Origin of the sequence: Shewanella piezotolerans WP3 (assembly GCF_000014885.1) — a bacterium.
Classification (GTDB): Bacteria; Pseudomonadota; Gammaproteobacteria; order Enterobacterales; family Shewanellaceae; genus Shewanella; species Shewanella piezotolerans.
Genome location: NC_011566.1, coordinates 2,094,063 through 2,107,932, shown reverse-complemented (window position 1 = coordinate 2,107,932; position 13,870 = coordinate 2,094,063). Strand labels below are relative to the sequence as shown.

Sequence of the window (13,870 nt, the reverse complement as noted above, 5' to 3'; positions counted from 1 at the left end):
AACAATGAAAAAAGGTATCAGTTATACCCAAGCATTCGGTACGTTACTCAAACGAGATCTACAGATTGCAGTCCGTCATCGCGGTGATATTTTTAATCCGTTATTATTTTTTGTATTGGTAGTCACTCTGTTTCCATTAGGGATCGGGCCTGAGCCGCAAGTATTAACACGAGTCGCACCTGGCATTATTTGGGTAGCTGCACTCCTTGCATCTATGTTGTCATTAGAGCGTTTATTCAAAGCTGATTATGTCGATGGTAGTCTTGAGCAAATGCTGCTAAGCCCACAACCTCTGCCATTAATGGTTTTGGCAAAAGTACTGGCACATTGGATATTAACAGGTGTACCTTTAATTTTAGTGGCACCTTTATTAGCAGTTCTATTGCACCTTGATACTAATAGCTACGGTGCACTAATCGCTACTTTAGCGCTAGGAACGCCTGTATTAAGTCTACTAGGAGCCATTGGTGTGGCATTGACTGTCGGATTGCGTAAGGGTGGCGTGCTATTGAGCTTGCTCATATTACCGCTTTATATCCCGGTGTTAATTTTTGCTACCAGCGCTATTGATGCTGCTGGAATGAATTTACCTTATGATGGTCAACTCGCTATAATTGGCGCTATGTTGATCGGTTCATTAACGTTAGCACCATTCGCTATTGGTGCTTCCTTACGAGTGAGTACTAACTAAAATGTGGAAATGGTTACATTCATACGCGGATCCAGAACGCGCTTACAAGCTTTCAAGCACGCTATTGCCATGGTTTGCTACCTTAGCAATTGCTTTTATCGGTATTGGCACTATTTGGGGCTTAGGATTTGCTCCAACCGATTATCAGCAGGGTGACAGCTACCGTATTATCTTTATTCATGTACCGGCAGCTTCAATGTCTATGGCCGCTTACATGGGCATGGCCACATGTTCATTCATTGGTCTTGTTTGGCAAATAAAATCTGCCGATTGGGCTGCTGCATCAATCGCACCTATTGGCGCTGTCATTACCTTTATTGCTCTTGTTACAGGCGCAACTTGGGGTAAGCCTATGTGGGGCACATGGTGGGTTTGGGATGCACGCCTAACGTCTGAATTGGTGCTACTGTTCCTTTACCTAGGTGTGATTTCTCTCTACGCATCATTTGAAGATAAAGTGCTGGCAGCCAGGGCTGCAGGGATCCTAGCCATTGTAGGCGTAATTAATATCCCAATTATTAAGTATTCTGTTGACTGGTGGAGCTCACTACATCAACCGTCTACCATCCGTATTACTGAAAAATCGACGATGTCGACTGATATGTTATATCCATTGTTAATTAACATATTTGGTTTCGGTCTTATGATCGCAGCAATTACATTAGTGAGATTTAGATCAGAAATTTTAGCACGAAATGGAATGCGTCCATGGGTGCGTGAACTTGCTAAAGCAGAAGGGGTCAAATAATGCAATTCGACTCAATTAGTGAATTTTTTAATATGGGCGGCTATGCTTTTTATGTATGGCTTGCCTACGGTGTAACCTTCTTCTCTCTCGGAACGCTAGTCGTTATGAGTGTTAGACAGAAACGTAAAGTGTTAGTCGAAATCGCGAAGAAAATTCAGCGAGAAGAACGCTTAAAAGAAACTCGGAGTACTAAATAGTGAATCCAAGAAGAAAAAAACGCTTAACCCTAGCTGTCGCTCTTATAGGTGGTGTGGCAGCAATCGCATCGTTACTATTATATGCACTAAATTCAAACTTGAATCTTTTCTTTACACCTACTGAAATTGTTCAAGGTAAGAAAGATACCGGTGTAATGCCTGAAATTGGGCAACGCATCCGCGTTGGTGGCATGGTAACAATCGGTTCTATGGTTCGTGACCCTGACAGTCTTCATGTCGAATTTGCGGTACATGATGCAGCTGGCGGCGAAATTATCGTAACTTATGACGACCTGCTGCCAGATTTATTCCGTGAGGGCCAAGGCATCGTTGCTCAAGGCGTTTTATCAGCCCCAGGTAAGCTTGAGGCTACAGAAGTTCTAGCTAAGCATGACGAGAACTACATGCCACCTGAAGTTGCTGAGGCTATGGGTCAGAGTCATGAAAAACTAGATTACAGCGAAGACCAATCAAAGGCTGGCGGTTATAAATAGTCACTCATAACCTATAACTCTAAAAGCCTTCATCTATTGAAGGCTTTTTTGTGTAAAACTCAAAACTCTTTGGCTCCCCAACCACTAACTTAATAGCCTAGCTAGGTTATAGCAATCATCCCCCTCATTCATCAAATCAAAATATATAGCGAAACTGAATTACTGTCTAAGCTTCTTTCATCGGATGTATCCTACTGGGTACAATTATCCTTCTCTAGCCGATTACAGTGAGAGCACTTAAACAAACCCATAAACTCTGATATGCCCACCCTACTGTCAGGCCTCAACAAAAGCTTGTATATCTTTATTCTTAGTCCTAATTGAGCCGCAAGCCCTAGAACGATTTGTCATTAACGGCTACTGCCGTAGTACATTCAGTCAGATCAGCATAGACACCAATGCGCAGTGCTAGAGCACGCACCTGGCATGAGGATCCCCATTAGTAACATCTATAAGGAATTAACTATCTAGCGGTATAGGTAAGACGAGAACAAAAATACACTTTGCCCTTTCACAGTACTAATATCTACCAATGTGCTTATGATGGATTCAGTCAGCTATAACAGACAACCTACTTTGGTGTTCAGAGTTCCCCCTTCAACCTACAATTAATACCCTTGATAAAAACGAGCATCGATCAGCCCCTCTCTATTTATGGCTGTGGCTGTGGCTGTGGCTGTGGCTGTGGCTGTGGCTGTGGCTGTGGCTGTGGCTGTGGCTGTGGCTGTGGCTGTGGCTGTGGCTGTGGCTGTGGCTGTGGCTGTGGCTGTGGCTGTGCAGAATACTGAGGCGAAACAAAAAACTAGTGAAATTAAAAAATAGGCATAAAAAAGGCCGAACAATTTGTTCGGCCTTTTAAACTAAGACTTATTTACTCTGCAGTGTCTTCAACAGCTTCAGCTGCTTCTGGACGACCTACTAGTTCAATGTACGCCATAGGCGCTTTATCACCAGTACGTAGACCGCACTTAAGAATACGGGTGTAACCGCCAGGACGTTCCTGGAAGCGTGGACCCAATTCAGTAAATAACTTACCAACGACTTCAGCGTCGCGAGTACGTGCAAATGCCAAACGGCGGTTTGCTACACTATCACTCTTAGCAAGTGTTATCAGAGGTTCAACTACGCGACGCAGTTCTTTCGCTTTAGCTACAGTAGTTTTGATCACTTCGTGACGAACTATTGAGCATGCCATGTTACGAAACATAGCTTGACGATGACTGCTGTTACGGTTTAGTTGACGACCACTCTTACGATGGCGCATGACCTAATCCTTATTACCTATATCTGTACTAATCTGGACTTAAAGGTCGTCTGCTAAACTAGCTGGAGGCCAGTTTTCTAGACGCATACCTAACGACAGTCCGCGAGATGCAAGAACATCCTTAATTTCAGTAAGAGATTTCTTACCCAAGTTAGGAGTTTTCAACAACTCTACTTCAGTGCGTTGTACCAGATCGCCGATGTAATGAATCGCTTCAGCCTTCAAACAGTTGGCTGAACGTACAGTTAGCTCTAAATCGTCGACAGGACGCAACAATATCGGATCGAACTCCGGCTTTTCTTCTACTGGTGCAGCCTCAGTCACATCACGTAACTCAACAAACGCATCTAGCTGTTCAGCAAGAATTGTTGCAGAGCGACGAATAGCTTCCTCAGGATCAATAGTACCGTTTGTGGTCATATCGATAACGAGTTTATCTAAGTCTGTACGCTGTTCTACACGAGCAGCTTCTACATTGTATGCAATGCGAGCAACTGGTGAGAACGAAGAATCAACCAACAAGCGGCCGATAGGGCGATCATCGTCTTCAGTTTGTGCACGGGCAGAAGCCGGTACATAACCACGACCACGCTCTACGCGGATACGCATGCTGACTTCATTGTTACCTGTTAAATGACAGATAACATGGTCAGGATTCATAACGGTAACATCACCGTCATGCGTGATATCTGCTGCAGTAACAGGGCCTGCGCCTGACTTACTAAGCGTAAGCATAGCTTCGTCTTTCCCTTCGATAACAACTGCTAAACCTTTAAGGTTTAACAATATCTCAAGGATATCTTCTTGCACGCCTTCCTTGCTACTGTATTCATGCAGTACACCATCGATCTCTACTTCGGTAACCGCGCAGCCTGGCATAGACGACAATAGGATACGACGCAACGCGTTACCTAAAGTGTGACCAAAACCACGCTCTAGCGGCTCCAGTGTAACCTTGGCACGTGTTGGATTAACCTGCTCGATATCAACGAGACGCGGCTTAAGAAATTCTGTAACAGAACCCTGCATTGTGTCCTCTCTTTTGTTTTAACTTTACTTAGAGTAAAGTTCGACGATCAGCTGTTCGTTAATTTCCGCAGACAAATCACTACGCTCAGGAATACGCTTGAAAGCACCTTCCATCTTAGTGTTGTCAACTTCAACCCATGTTGGCTTTTCGCGTTGAGCCGACACTTCTAAAGCCGCTTTAATACGAGCTTGAGTACGTGACTTCTCGCGAACGCTCACTACATCATTCGCAGACACTTTGAATGATGGAATGTTAACGACGCTACCATTAACCATAATTGACTTATGGCTAACTAGCTGACGTGATTCAGCGCGTGTTGCACCGAAGCCCATACGATAAACTACGTTATCAAGACGGGTTTCTAAAAGAGTAAGTAGGTTTTCACCAGTGTTACCTTTTGTACGTGCAGCATCTTTGTAGTAGTTACGGAATTGCTTTTCTAGCACACCGTAAATACGACGAACTTTTTGTTTCTCGCGTAGCTGAACGCCATACTCAGACAAACGGGTCTTACGAGCGCCGTGTTGTCCAGGTGCAGTTTCAAGCTTACACTTCGAATCGATTGCTCTCACGCCGCTTTTTAGGAAAAGGTCTGTACCTTCTCTGCGGCTGAGCTTGAGCTTTGGACCCAAGTATCTTGCCATGTTCTTTCTCCAACTATCCTATTTAAAAACGACGTGTTAAACGCGACGTTTCTTAGGAGGACGACAACCATTATGAGGGATAGGCGTCACATCGGTAATATTGGTTATCTTGTAACCAACCGAGTTTAGTGCACGAATCGCTGATTCGCGTCCTGGACCTGGACCCTTCACAAACACTTCTAGGTTTTTAACACCGTAGTCCTGAGCGGCAGTACCTGCGCGTTCAGCAGCAACCTGTGCAGCAAATGGGGTAGATTTACGTGAACCACGGAAACCTGAACCACCAGAAGTTGCCCAAGATAGTGCATTACCTTGACGATCTGTAATGGTAATAATAGTGTTGTTGAAAGACGCATGGATATGCGCCATACCATCAGCAACCTGTTTACGTACACGCTTACGCGGAGAACGTGACGGAACTTTAGCCATTGTGGATTACCCCGTTACTTTCTAATTGGTTTACGTGGACCTTTACGCGTACGCGCATTGGTCTTAGTACGTTGCCCACGAAGGGGAAGGCTACGACGATGGCGAAGGCCACGGTAACAACCAAGGTCCATAAGACGCTTGATGTTCATGGAAACTTCACGACGTAAATCACCTTCTACAATGTAGTTGGCAACTTCTTCGCGTAGAGTATCTATTTGAGCTTCGCTCAATTCCTTGATCTTAGCGTCTTCAGCAATTGAAGTAGCCGCGCAAATAGCTTGTGCGCGAGTACGACCAATGCCGTAGATAGCAGTCAATGCAATGACTGTGTGCTTTTGATCAGGAATGTTAATGCCAGCGATACGGGCCACTATGCACTCCTCAAGTTAAAGGTCATCTGTGAAAAGCCCGGTAGGATACTCGACAGACGACAATTTAGCAAATAATATTTTGACCAGCCCCGACTGGGCTGGTCAAATCTTTCTTTTAGCCTTGACGCTGTTTGTGTTTAGGTTCAACACAAATCACGCGAACAACGCCACTACGCTTTACGATCTTGCAGTTACGGCAGATCTTCTTCACGGAAGCTCGAACTTTCATTTCATCACTCCGAGATTACTATCTTAGCGACCAAAGCGATCTAAATTCGCTTTGTTTACCAAGTTAGCTTTCTTCATTACAGACTCATACTGATGAGACATCATATGGGTCTGAACTTGAGCCATGAAGTCCATGATTACGACTACCATAATTAGTAGTGAAGTACCGCCAAAATAGAACTGTACTTGCCACGCAATTAACATGAACTCCGGAATTAAGCAGATAAAAGTAATATATAACGCGCCAGCTAATGTTAGGCGGGTCATTACTTTATCAATGTAACGCGAAGTCTGTTCTCCAGGACGAATCCCGGGAATAAACGCACCACTCTTCTTCAAGTTATCTGCTGTTTCGCGAGGGTTAAACACCAACGCAGTATAGAAGAAACAGAAAAAGATAATCGCTGTTGCATATAACAATGAGTACAGCGGTTGTCCTGGTGACACAGCAAGTGAAAAATCACTTAACCATGACATAGACTCATTTTGACCAAACCACTGAGCCAGTGTGCCTGGGAACAAAATTATGCTGGACGCAAAAATAGGCGGGATAACACCAGCCATATTTATCTTAAGCGGTAAATGTGTGCTTTGCGCTGCGAAGACCTTACGGCCCTGTTGACGCTTAGCATAGTTGACAACGATACGACGTTGCCCACGCTCTACAAATACCACAAAATATGTGACAGCAAAAACAATTACTGCCAGCAACAACAATACTAGTACACTTATGTCGCCTTGACGCGCCTGCTCGGCCGTTTGACCGATAGCAGATGGCAGACCTGCAACAATACCTGCGAAAATCAATATCGAGATACCGTTACCAATGCCTCTTTCGGTAATTTGCTCACCTAACCACATTAGGAACATTGTTCCTGTGACTAAGCTGACAACTGCAACAAAGTAGAATCCGAATCCTAGGTTTACTACTAAACCTGGAACTAAGTTCGGAAGACCTGTTGCGATACCGATAGCCTGGAATGTACCCAGGACCAACGTGCCGTATCGAGTATATTGACTAATCTTCTTCCTTCCCGACTCGCCTTCCTTTTTCAATTCAGCGAGCGCAGGATGAACGACTGTCAATAACTGCATAATGATCGATGCCGAAATATACGGCATGATACCTAATGCAAAAATAGAGGCACGTTCAAGGGCGCCACCAGAGAACATGTTAAACATGCCTAAGATGGTACCCTTTTGCTGATTAAACAGCTCTGCTAGTACAGCAGCGTCAATACCAGGAATTGGTACAAACGAACCGGCTCTAAAGACGATAATTGCACCAATCACGAACAGGAGACGGGTTTTCAATTCTGATAAACCGCCTTTCGCGCTTTTTAAATCAAGTCCTGGTTTTGCCATCGACGTATTATTCCTCGATCTTGCCACCGGCAGCTTCAATAGCTGCACGTGCACCTTTGGTTACCTTCAGACCTTTAACGGTCACAGGGCGCTCAATGGTACCTGAAAGAACGATTTTAGCAAACTGTATGTTGCGAGTAACTAGATTCGCATCTTTCAGCGCATTTAGGTCGATAACATCACCGTTAACTTTAGCTAGTTCGCTAATGCGAACTTCAGCTGATACCAACGCACGACGCGAGGTAAAACCGAATTTAGGTAGACGGATCTTAAGTGGCATTTGACCACCCTCGAAACCTACGCGAACACCGCCGCCAGAACGAGACTTCTGACCTTTGTGACCACGACCTGCAGTTTTACCTAGGCCTGAACCGATACCGCGACCTACACGCTTAGCTGCTGATTTAGCACCTGCAGCAGGTGATAGAGTATTTAGACGCATCTTATACTTCCTCCACCGAAACCATGTAGTAAACCTTGTTAATCATACCGCGAACAGAAGGAGTATCTTCTAGTTCAACAGTGTGATTAATGCGGCGTAGACCTAGACCAGTCAAAGTTGCACGATGCTTAGGCAAACGTCCAATTGAACTCTTGGTCTGAGTTACTTTAAGTGTTTTAGTAGCCATGGTGCATTAACCTCGAATTTCATCAACATTCAGGCCACGCTTAGCTGCAATTTGTGATGGTGACTTCATGTGCACCAACGCATCTACAGTTGCGCGAACGATGTTGATCGGGTTAGTAGAACCGTATGCTTTTGACAGAACGTTATGAACGCCTGCTACTTCCAATACGGCACGCATTGCGCCACCGGCAATAATACCGGTACCGTCAGAGGCTGGCTGCATGTAAACACGAGAACCAGTGTGACGACCCTTTACAGGGTGGTGTAAAGTACCGTTGTTCAATTCAACGTTTACAATGTTACGGCGAGCCTTTTCCATTGCTTTCTGAATTGCTGCTGGTACTTCACGCGCTTTACCATAGCCATAACCGACTTTACCATTACCATCACCGACTACAGTTAGTGCAGTGAAGCTAAAGATACGTCCGCCTTTAACTACTTTAGAAACACGATTAACTGCAACTAATTTCTCTTGCAGATCGTCTTTTTGTTGAGCTTCAAATTTAGCCATTTTTCATCATTCCTTAGAACTTGAGGCCAGCTTCACGAGCAGCGTCTGCTAATGCAGCAACGCGTCCGTGATACTTGAAGCCGGAACGATCGAATGCAACTACAGCTACGCCTTTTTCGATAGCGCGCTCTGCAACGGTTTTACCCACTGCTTTAGCTGCATCTACGTTACCTGTGTACTTTAGCTGCTCTGATACCGCTTTTTCAGCAGTAGAAGCTGCCGCCAACACTACGTTTGCAGGACTAATGACCTGAGCGTATGTGTGACGTGGTGTACGATGTACAACCAGACGGTTAACGCCCAGCTCTTGGATCTTCTTACGGGCGCGAGTCGCGCGGCGTAAGCGAGATGTTTTCTTATCCATATCGCGTTACCTACTTCTTCTTAGCCTCTTTACGGCGTACTTGTTCATCAGCGTAACGAACACCTTTACCTTTGTAAGGCTCTGGTGGACGGTAGCCGCGAATCTCAGCAGCAACCTGACCAATTAACTGCTTATCAGTACCCTTAAGTACGATTTCAGTTTGGCTAGGACACTCTGCTGTTACGCCGTCAGGAAGTTCGTGTACCAGTGGGTGAGAGAAACCTAGAGTTAAATCAACGCCTTTACCAGCGATTTTCGCACGGTAACCGACACCAATTAACTGAAGTTTCTTTTCAAAACCAGCAGTAACACCAACAACCATATTGTTGATTAGAGCTCGAGCAGTACCCGCTTGAGCGGCAGTTTTCACGCCCTCAACCGAACTACACTTAATTTCGTTGTCTTCTACAACAACAGAAACGTCAGCGTTAATTACTCGAGTCAAACTACCTTTAGTACCTTTTACGGTGATAGTTTGTTCGTTTAAAGTCACTTCTACGCCTGCAGGGATAGCGACTGGTGCTTTTGCGACACGAGACATTGCTAGCTCCTTATGCTACGTAGCAGATAACTTCCCCACCCATGCCATTTTGGCGGGCAGTACGATCAGTCATCAAACCTTTAGAAGTGGACACGATAGCGACACCCAGTCCGCCCATAACCTTTGGTAGTTCGTTTTTACCTTTGTAAATACGAAGACCAGGACGGCTAACGCGCTGGATAGTCTCAACGACTGGCTGACCTTGGAAATACTTAAGAGTAACTTCCAGTTCAGGCTTGGCTTCATCTGCTACGGCGTAGTCAGTGATATAACCTTCTTCTTTAAGCACTTTCGCGATAGCGATTTTTAGCTTAGCAGAAGGCATCTTCACAGATACGTGTTTAGCAGCTTGGCCGTTACGAATACGTGTTAACATATCCGCAATAGGATCTTGCATGCTCATATTAGCTTACTCCGTGACAAGTGCTTACCAGCTGGCCTTGCGTAGGCCAGGAACTTCACCGCGCATAGTTGCTTCACGTAATTTAATACGGCTAAGGCCGAATTTACGTAGGAAACCATGTGGGCGACCAGTTTGACTACAGCGATTGCGCTGACGCGCAGAGCTAGAGTCACGTGGTAGAGCTTGTAACTTAAGTACTGCATCCCAACGATCTTCATCAGAAGTTGTTGGACTGCTAATGATAGCTTTAAGAGCTAGACGCTTTTCAGCGAACTTAGCTACGAGCTTGGCACGTTTTGCTTCACGTGCTTTCATTGAACTTTTTGCCATTACGCTACCCTTATTTCTTGAATGGGAAGTTAAAGCCTTCGAGCAAAGCTCGGCCTTCTTCGTCATTCTTCGCAGAAGTAGTGATTACAATATCCATGCCGCGGATCTTATCGATTTTATCGTATTCGATCTCTGGGAAGATAATTTGCTCACGTACACCCATCGCATAGTTACCACGACCGTCGAATGATTTAACACTCATACCACGGAAATCGCGGATACGCGGGATTGCGATATCTACTAAACGCTCTAAGAATTCCCACATACGCTCACCGCGCAGTGTAACCTTACAGCCTATTGGGTAGCCTTCACGGATTTTAAAACCAGCAACTGACTTACGAGCTACAGTCACTACTGGCTTCTGACCAGCGATAGCAGTCATGTCACGAAGCGCATGCTCCATAACTTTCTTATCTGCTACTGCTTCGCCAACACCCATATTAAGGGTGATCTTTTCAATCCGAGGGACTTGCATGACACTGGTAAAACCAAACTTTTTGACAAGTTCAGGACTAACAGTCTCTTGATATTTATCATGCAGTTTCGCCATCGTTTACTCCAATTACTTAACGAGTTCACTGTTCGACTTAAAGAAACGGACTTTTTTGCCGTCTTCAAATCGGAAACCAACGCGATCAGCTTTGCCAGTGGCAGAGTTGAAAATCGCTACGTTTGATGCTTGTATCGGTGCTTCTTGCTCAACAATACCGCCAGCTACGCCCAATTGTGGGTTTGGCTTTTGGTGTTTCTTGACAAGGTTAATACCTTCTACAATTAATTTACCAGTAGTTAGAACCTGAGAAACCTTACCGCGTTTACCCTGGTCTTTACCTGCTAGTACAATTACTTCGTCTTGACGACGTATTTTTGCTGCCATTTTGAAGCTCCTTACAGTACTTCTGGTGCCAGCGAGACAATTTTCATGAATTGCTCTGTACGCAATTCACGTGTCACTGGTCCAAAGATACGAGTACCAATCGGTGCAAGGTTTGCGTTAAGCAATACCGCTGCGTTCCGATCGAAGCGAATGACAGAACCGTCTGGACGACGTACGCCTTTCTTAGTACGGACTACCACCGCGTTATATACATCACCTTTCTTCGCTTTACCGCGAGGAATTGCTTCTTTTACAGAAACCTTGATGACGTCGCCGATACCGGCATAACGACGATGAGAGCCACCCAAGACCTTAATACACTGAACTCTACGAGCGCCACTGTTACAGGCGACTTCTAGAGTCGATTGCATTTGGATCATTTTAAGTGCTCCGCTATCGTTACTTCACAATCCCACTTAGGGGTACATTTATTGCCCGATTTTCGACTTTAATTTAGTCAAAAATGGCGCGCAAGTGTAACACCTAAAAACAGGAATAGATAGTACTAAAAATACAAACGGCTCCGAAAATCGGAGCCGTTTAACTAAATGCCTAATAAACTTAGGCTTTTGATACTACTTCAACCAGAGTCCAAGACTTAGTCTTAGACAGCGGACGGCATTCGCGAATAGTCACGACATCGCCAGCATTACACTGATTTTGTTCGTCATGTGCATGGATCTTAGTAGTACGCTTAAGGAACTTCCCGTATAAAGGATGTTTAACCTTACGCTCAATAGCTACAGTGATAGACTTGTCCATCTTGTTGCTAAGTACTCGACCCTGCAAAGTACGGATATTATCAGACATTATGCACCCGCCTTAGAAGTAATAATGGTCTTAACGCGCGCAATGTTGCGACGCACGATTTTAAGCTGATGAGTCTGAGTCAACTGACCAGTGGCGTGTTGCATACGCAGATTAAACTGCTCACGCAGCAGACCAAGCAGTTCAGCGTTCAGTTCTTCAACGCTCTTTTCTGTTAGTTCGCTCGCTTTCATTACATCACCGTCTTAGTTACGAAGGTAGTCTTCAGAGGTAATTTTGCAGCAGCAAGAGCAAAGGCTTCACGAGCCAACTCTTCTGATACGCCATTCATCTCATAAAGAACCTTACCTGGTTGAATCTGGCAAACCCAGTATTCAACGTTACCCTTACCTTTACCCATACGCACTTCAAGAGGCTTAGAGGTAATTGGCTTATCAGGGAAAACGCGGATCCAGATTTGACCTTGACGTTTAATGTGACGTGTCATAGCACGACGCGCAGATTCAATTTGACGAGCAGTAAGACGACCACGTCCTACAGCTTTCAAACCGAACTCACCGAAGCTAACTTCAGTGCCGTTCGCTAGACCACGGTTGCGGCCCTTGAACATTTTGCGAAACTTCATTCTTTTTGGTTGCAGCATTGCCAGCTCTCCTATTTACCGCGAGGCTTACGCTTCGGCTGCTGTTTCGGCTCTTCATGCTGAGGAACGATACCGTCTAGAACTTCACCTTTGAAGACCCAAACTTTAACGCCAATCACACCGTATTGAGTGTGACTCTCAGAAGTAGAATAGTCGATATCAGCACGAAGAGTATGCAAAGGTACACGACCTTCACGATACCATTCCGAACGCGCAATCTCAGCGCCGCCTAGACGGCCGCTAACTTCAACTTTGATACCTTTAGCACCAAGACGCATTGCGTTTTGAACTGCGCGCTTCATAGCACGACGGAACATAACACGACGCTCTAGCTGCGAAGCGATGCCATCGGCAACAAGCTTAGCATCTAGCTCAGGTTTACGGATCTCAGCGATGTTAATTTGAGCTGGAGTACCAGTCAATTTAGCAACTGCATTGCGTAGCTTTTCTACGTCTTCGCCTTTCTTACCAATCACAACACCTGGACGGGCTGTGTGGATAGTAACACGAACACTTTTAGCTGGACGCTCGATAACAATCTTAGAAACTGATGCTTGCTTAAGTTTCTTTTCAAGAAACTTACGCACTTCCCAGTCACTACTCAAGTTATTGGCATAGTCTGACTTGTCAGCGTACCATGTCGAGATCCAAGGCTTAGTGATACCCAGACGGATACCATTAGGATGTACTTTCTGTCCCATTGCTAACTCCTAGCGATCTGATACAACCACAGTAATGTGGCTGGTACGCTTGATTATGCGATCAGCACGGCCTTTAGCACGTGGCATGATACGCTTCATAGTTGGACCTTCATCGATCATAATCGCTCCAACTCTTAATTCGTCAATGTCAGCACCTTCATTGTGCTCAGCATTAGCGATTGCAGAGTCCAGTACTTTTTTAACAAGTACTGCAGCTTTCTTAGGGCTGAAAGTTAGAATTTCGAGAGCCTTAGCAACAGGCAGTCCACGGATTTGATCTGCAACCAAACGACACTTTTGAGGCGACGTACGGGCAAAACGATGTTTAGCTAAAACTTCCATCTTATTCCTCCCGTATTAACGCTTCTTCGCTTTCTTATCTGCAGCATGGCCGCGATAAGTGCGAGTTGGTGAAAATTCACCAAGCTTGTGGCCGATCATTTCGTCAGTTACGAACACAGGTACGTGCTGACGACCATTATGGACAGCGATGGTCAACCCAATCATATTAGGGATGATCATAGAGCGACGAGACCAAGTCTTAATAGGCTTCTTGTCTCCCGCTTCCATCGCTTTCTCTACCTTCTTCAGCAAGTGTAGGTCAATGAATGGACCTTTCTTGAGAGAACGTGGCATGGCGAAT

The 13,870-nt window shown here is 45.1% G+C and carries 28 protein-coding genes; 5 read left to right on the top strand and 23 right to left on the bottom strand.

Annotated elements, in window-relative coordinates:
• The first annotated feature begins 4 nt into the window (after positions 1–4).
• From ccmB to SWP_RS24145, 5 genes are all read left to right on the top strand, one after another.
• Positions 5–691 (top strand): heme exporter protein CcmB, encoded by a 687-nt coding sequence (gene ccmB / locus SWP_RS09095; protein WP_020912161.1) that lies wholly within the window; start codon positions 5–7, stop codon positions 689–691.
• Position 692: 1 nt separating this feature from the next.
• Positions 693–1,439, top strand: coding sequence for a heme ABC transporter permease (locus tag SWP_RS09090; protein WP_020912160.1), 747 nt, complete (start codon positions 693–695; stop codon positions 1,437–1,439).
• Positions 1,439–1,636: a heme exporter protein CcmD gene (ccmD, locus tag SWP_RS09085; RefSeq protein ID WP_020912159.1), complete on the top strand. Its 198-nt coding sequence runs from the start codon at positions 1,439–1,441 to the stop codon at positions 1,634–1,636. Before SWP_RS09090 ends, ccmD begins: the two co-directional genes overlap by 1 nt.
• A complete protein-coding gene (gene ccmE, locus SWP_RS09080) occupies positions 1,636–2,130 on the top strand; it encodes a cytochrome c maturation protein CcmE (RefSeq protein WP_020912158.1) in 495 nt (164 codons plus the stop codon). The genes ccmD and ccmE overlap by 1 nt, the downstream gene beginning before the upstream one ends.
• 666 nt (positions 2,131–2,796) lie before the next feature.
• Positions 2,797–2,952 carry a hypothetical protein gene (locus SWP_RS24145; protein ID WP_187148544.1) on the top strand — a complete coding sequence of 52 codons (156 nt, stop codon included), beginning with the start codon at positions 2,797–2,799 and terminating at the stop codon, positions 2,950–2,952.
• A 49-nt stretch (positions 2,953–3,001) separates the two neighbouring features.
• On the opposite strand, the gene rplQ is transcribed toward SWP_RS24145, so the two are convergent.
• From rplQ to rpsS, 23 genes are all read right to left on the bottom strand, one after another.
• Positions 3,002–3,394, bottom strand: coding sequence for a 50S ribosomal protein L17 (rplQ, locus tag SWP_RS09075; protein ID WP_012153479.1), 393 nt, complete (start codon positions 3,392–3,394; stop codon positions 3,002–3,004).
• Positions 3,395–3,433: 39 nt separating this feature from the next.
• Complete coding sequence (locus tag SWP_RS09070; protein WP_020912156.1) at positions 3,434–4,423, bottom strand: DNA-directed RNA polymerase subunit alpha; 990 nt, start codon at positions 4,421–4,423, stop codon at positions 3,434–3,436.
• A 24-nt stretch (positions 4,424–4,447) separates the two neighbouring features.
• The gene (rpsD, locus tag SWP_RS09065; protein ID WP_012153477.1) at positions 4,448–5,068 is read right to left on the bottom strand and encodes a 30S ribosomal protein S4; all 621 of its coding nucleotides are present in this window, start codon (positions 5,066–5,068) and stop codon (positions 4,448–4,450) included.
• A 36-nt stretch (positions 5,069–5,104) separates the two neighbouring features.
• Positions 5,105–5,497: a 30S ribosomal protein S11 gene (gene rpsK / locus SWP_RS09060; protein WP_012153476.1), complete on the bottom strand. Its 393-nt coding sequence runs from the start codon at positions 5,495–5,497 to the stop codon at positions 5,105–5,107.
• 14 nt (positions 5,498–5,511) lie between these two features.
• Positions 5,512–5,868 carry a 30S ribosomal protein S13 gene (rpsM, locus tag SWP_RS09055; protein ID WP_012153475.1) on the bottom strand — a complete coding sequence of 119 codons (357 nt, stop codon included), beginning with the start codon at positions 5,866–5,868 and terminating at the stop codon, positions 5,512–5,514.
• 115 nt (positions 5,869–5,983) lie between these two features.
• Positions 5,984–6,097, bottom strand: a complete 114-nt coding sequence (rpmJ, locus tag SWP_RS23435; protein WP_006083579.1) for a 50S ribosomal protein L36 — start codon at positions 6,095–6,097, stop codon at positions 5,984–5,986.
• 23 nt (positions 6,098–6,120) lie between these two features.
• Complete coding sequence (gene secY / locus SWP_RS09050) at positions 6,121–7,461, bottom strand: preprotein translocase subunit SecY (RefSeq protein ID WP_020912155.1); 1,341 nt, start codon at positions 7,459–7,461, stop codon at positions 6,121–6,123.
• A 7-nt stretch (positions 7,462–7,468) separates the two neighbouring features.
• Positions 7,469–7,903 carry a 50S ribosomal protein L15 gene (rplO, locus tag SWP_RS09045; protein WP_020912154.1) on the bottom strand — a complete coding sequence of 145 codons (435 nt, stop codon included), beginning with the start codon at positions 7,901–7,903 and terminating at the stop codon, positions 7,469–7,471.
• Between the two features lies 1 nt (position 7,904).
• Complete coding sequence (gene rpmD, locus SWP_RS09040; protein WP_020912153.1) at positions 7,905–8,090, bottom strand: 50S ribosomal protein L30; 186 nt, start codon at positions 8,088–8,090, stop codon at positions 7,905–7,907.
• Positions 8,091–8,096: 6 nt separating this feature from the next.
• The gene (gene rpsE / locus SWP_RS09035; RefSeq protein ID WP_020912152.1) at positions 8,097–8,600 is read right to left on the bottom strand and encodes a 30S ribosomal protein S5; all 504 of its coding nucleotides are present in this window, start codon (positions 8,598–8,600) and stop codon (positions 8,097–8,099) included.
• 13 nt (positions 8,601–8,613) lie between these two features.
• Positions 8,614–8,964, bottom strand: a complete 351-nt coding sequence (gene rplR / locus SWP_RS09030) for a 50S ribosomal protein L18 (protein ID WP_020912151.1) — start codon at positions 8,962–8,964, stop codon at positions 8,614–8,616.
• A 10-nt stretch (positions 8,965–8,974) separates the two neighbouring features.
• Positions 8,975–9,505 carry a 50S ribosomal protein L6 gene (gene rplF / locus SWP_RS09025; RefSeq protein WP_020912150.1) on the bottom strand — a complete coding sequence of 177 codons (531 nt, stop codon included), beginning with the start codon at positions 9,503–9,505 and terminating at the stop codon, positions 8,975–8,977.
• Positions 9,506–9,515: 10 nt separating this feature from the next.
• The gene (gene rpsH, locus SWP_RS09020) at positions 9,516–9,908 is read right to left on the bottom strand and encodes a 30S ribosomal protein S8 (RefSeq protein ID WP_020912149.1); all 393 of its coding nucleotides are present in this window, start codon (positions 9,906–9,908) and stop codon (positions 9,516–9,518) included.
• Between the two features lie 24 nt (positions 9,909–9,932).
• On the bottom strand, positions 9,933–10,238 hold the full coding sequence (gene rpsN, locus SWP_RS09015; RefSeq protein WP_020912148.1) for a 30S ribosomal protein S14: 306 nt from the start codon (positions 10,236–10,238) through the stop codon (positions 9,933–9,935).
• Positions 10,239–10,248: 10 nt separating this feature from the next.
• Positions 10,249–10,788, bottom strand: a complete 540-nt coding sequence (gene rplE, locus SWP_RS09010) for a 50S ribosomal protein L5 (RefSeq protein ID WP_020912147.1) — start codon at positions 10,786–10,788, stop codon at positions 10,249–10,251.
• Between the two features lie 12 nt (positions 10,789–10,800).
• Positions 10,801–11,115 carry a 50S ribosomal protein L24 gene (gene rplX, locus SWP_RS09005; protein ID WP_020912146.1) on the bottom strand — a complete coding sequence of 105 codons (315 nt, stop codon included), beginning with the start codon at positions 11,113–11,115 and terminating at the stop codon, positions 10,801–10,803.
• A gap of 11 nt (positions 11,116–11,126) precedes the next feature.
• Positions 11,127–11,495 (bottom strand): 50S ribosomal protein L14, encoded by a 369-nt coding sequence (rplN, locus tag SWP_RS09000; protein ID WP_011863976.1) that lies wholly within the window; start codon positions 11,493–11,495, stop codon positions 11,127–11,129.
• Between the two features lie 181 nt (positions 11,496–11,676).
• A complete protein-coding gene (gene rpsQ, locus SWP_RS08995) occupies positions 11,677–11,925 on the bottom strand; it encodes a 30S ribosomal protein S17 (protein ID WP_020912145.1) in 249 nt (82 codons plus the stop codon).
• A complete protein-coding gene (gene rpmC, locus SWP_RS08990) occupies positions 11,925–12,116 on the bottom strand; it encodes a 50S ribosomal protein L29 (RefSeq protein WP_012144642.1) in 192 nt (63 codons plus the stop codon). Before rpmC ends, rpsQ begins: the two co-directional genes overlap by 1 nt.
• Positions 12,116–12,526: a 50S ribosomal protein L16 gene (gene rplP / locus SWP_RS08985; RefSeq protein ID WP_020912144.1), complete on the bottom strand. Its 411-nt coding sequence runs from the start codon at positions 12,524–12,526 to the stop codon at positions 12,116–12,118. Before rplP ends, rpmC begins: the two co-directional genes overlap by 1 nt.
• Before the next feature lie 11 nt (positions 12,527–12,537).
• On the bottom strand, positions 12,538–13,227 hold the full coding sequence (gene rpsC, locus SWP_RS08980) for a 30S ribosomal protein S3 (protein ID WP_020912143.1): 690 nt from the start codon (positions 13,225–13,227) through the stop codon (positions 12,538–12,540).
• Positions 13,228–13,236: 9 nt separating this feature from the next.
• A complete protein-coding gene (gene rplV, locus SWP_RS08975; RefSeq protein ID WP_012144645.1) occupies positions 13,237–13,569 on the bottom strand; it encodes a 50S ribosomal protein L22 in 333 nt (110 codons plus the stop codon).
• A 15-nt stretch (positions 13,570–13,584) separates the two neighbouring features.
• Entirely contained in the window at positions 13,585–13,863 is a 279-nt protein-coding gene (rpsS, locus tag SWP_RS08970) for a 30S ribosomal protein S19 (RefSeq protein ID WP_006083596.1), read from the bottom strand.
• Positions 13,864–13,870 lie beyond the last annotated feature (7 nt).

Coding starts and splice junctions, on each gene's coding strand:
- ccmB (WP_020912161.1), top strand. CDS start 5: ATGAAAAAAGGTATCAGTTATACCCAAGCATTCGGTACGTTACTCAAA.
- SWP_RS09090 (WP_020912160.1), top strand. CDS start 693: ATGTGGAAATGGTTACATTCATACGCGGATCCAGAACGCGCTTACAAG.
- ccmD (WP_020912159.1), top strand. CDS start 1,439: ATGCAATTCGACTCAATTAGTGAATTTTTTAATATGGGCGGCTATGCT.
- rplQ (WP_012153479.1), bottom strand. CDS start 3,394: ATGCGCCATCGTAAGAGTGGTCGTCAACTAAACCGTAACAGCAGTCAT.
- SWP_RS09070 (WP_020912156.1), bottom strand. CDS start 4,423: ATGCAGGGTTCTGTTACAGAATTTCTTAAGCCGCGTCTCGTTGATATC.
- rpsD (WP_012153477.1), bottom strand. CDS start 5,068: ATGGCAAGATACTTGGGTCCAAAGCTCAAGCTCAGCCGCAGAGAAGGT.
- rpsK (WP_012153476.1), bottom strand. CDS start 5,497: ATGGCTAAAGTTCCGTCACGTTCTCCGCGTAAGCGTGTACGTAAACAG.
- rpmJ (WP_006083579.1), bottom strand. CDS start 6,097: ATGAAAGTTCGAGCTTCCGTGAAGAAGATCTGCCGTAACTGCAAGATC.
- secY (WP_020912155.1), bottom strand. CDS start 7,461: ATGGCAAAACCAGGACTTGATTTAAAAAGCGCGAAAGGCGGTTTATCA.
- rplO (WP_020912154.1), bottom strand. CDS start 7,903: ATGCGTCTAAATACTCTATCACCTGCTGCAGGTGCTAAATCAGCAGCT.
- rpmD (WP_020912153.1), bottom strand. CDS start 8,090: ATGGCTACTAAAACACTTAAAGTAACTCAGACCAAGAGTTCAATTGGA.
- rpsE (WP_020912152.1), bottom strand. CDS start 8,600: ATGGCTAAATTTGAAGCTCAACAAAAAGACGATCTGCAAGAGAAATTA.
- rplR (WP_020912151.1), bottom strand. CDS start 8,964: ATGGATAAGAAAACATCTCGCTTACGCCGCGCGACTCGCGCCCGTAAG.
- rplF (WP_020912150.1), bottom strand. CDS start 9,505: ATGTCTCGTGTCGCAAAAGCACCAGTCGCTATCCCTGCAGGCGTAGAA.
- rpsH (WP_020912149.1), bottom strand. CDS start 9,908: ATGAGCATGCAAGATCCTATTGCGGATATGTTAACACGTATTCGTAAC.
- rpsN (WP_020912148.1), bottom strand. CDS start 10,238: ATGGCAAAAAGTTCAATGAAAGCACGTGAAGCAAAACGTGCCAAGCTC.
- rplE (WP_020912147.1), bottom strand. CDS start 10,788: ATGGCGAAACTGCATGATAAATATCAAGAGACTGTTAGTCCTGAACTT.
- rplX (WP_020912146.1), bottom strand. CDS start 11,115: ATGGCAGCAAAAATACGTCGTCAAGACGAAGTAATTGTACTAGCAGGT.
- rplN (WP_011863976.1), bottom strand. CDS start 11,495: ATGATCCAAATGCAATCGACTCTAGAAGTCGCCTGTAACAGTGGCGCT.
- rpsQ (WP_020912145.1), bottom strand. CDS start 11,925: ATGTCTGATAATATCCGTACTTTGCAGGGTCGAGTACTTAGCAACAAG.
- rpmC (WP_012144642.1), bottom strand. CDS start 12,116: ATGAAAGCGAGCGAACTAACAGAAAAGAGCGTTGAAGAACTGAACGCT.
- rplP (WP_020912144.1), bottom strand. CDS start 12,526: ATGCTGCAACCAAAAAGAATGAAGTTTCGCAAAATGTTCAAGGGCCGC.
- rpsC (WP_020912143.1), bottom strand. CDS start 13,227: ATGGGACAGAAAGTACATCCTAATGGTATCCGTCTGGGTATCACTAAG.
- rplV (WP_012144645.1), bottom strand. CDS start 13,569: ATGGAAGTTTTAGCTAAACATCGTTTTGCCCGTACGTCGCCTCAAAAG.
- rpsS (WP_006083596.1), bottom strand. CDS start 13,863: ATGCCACGTTCTCTCAAGAAAGGTCCATTCATTGACCTACACTTGCTG.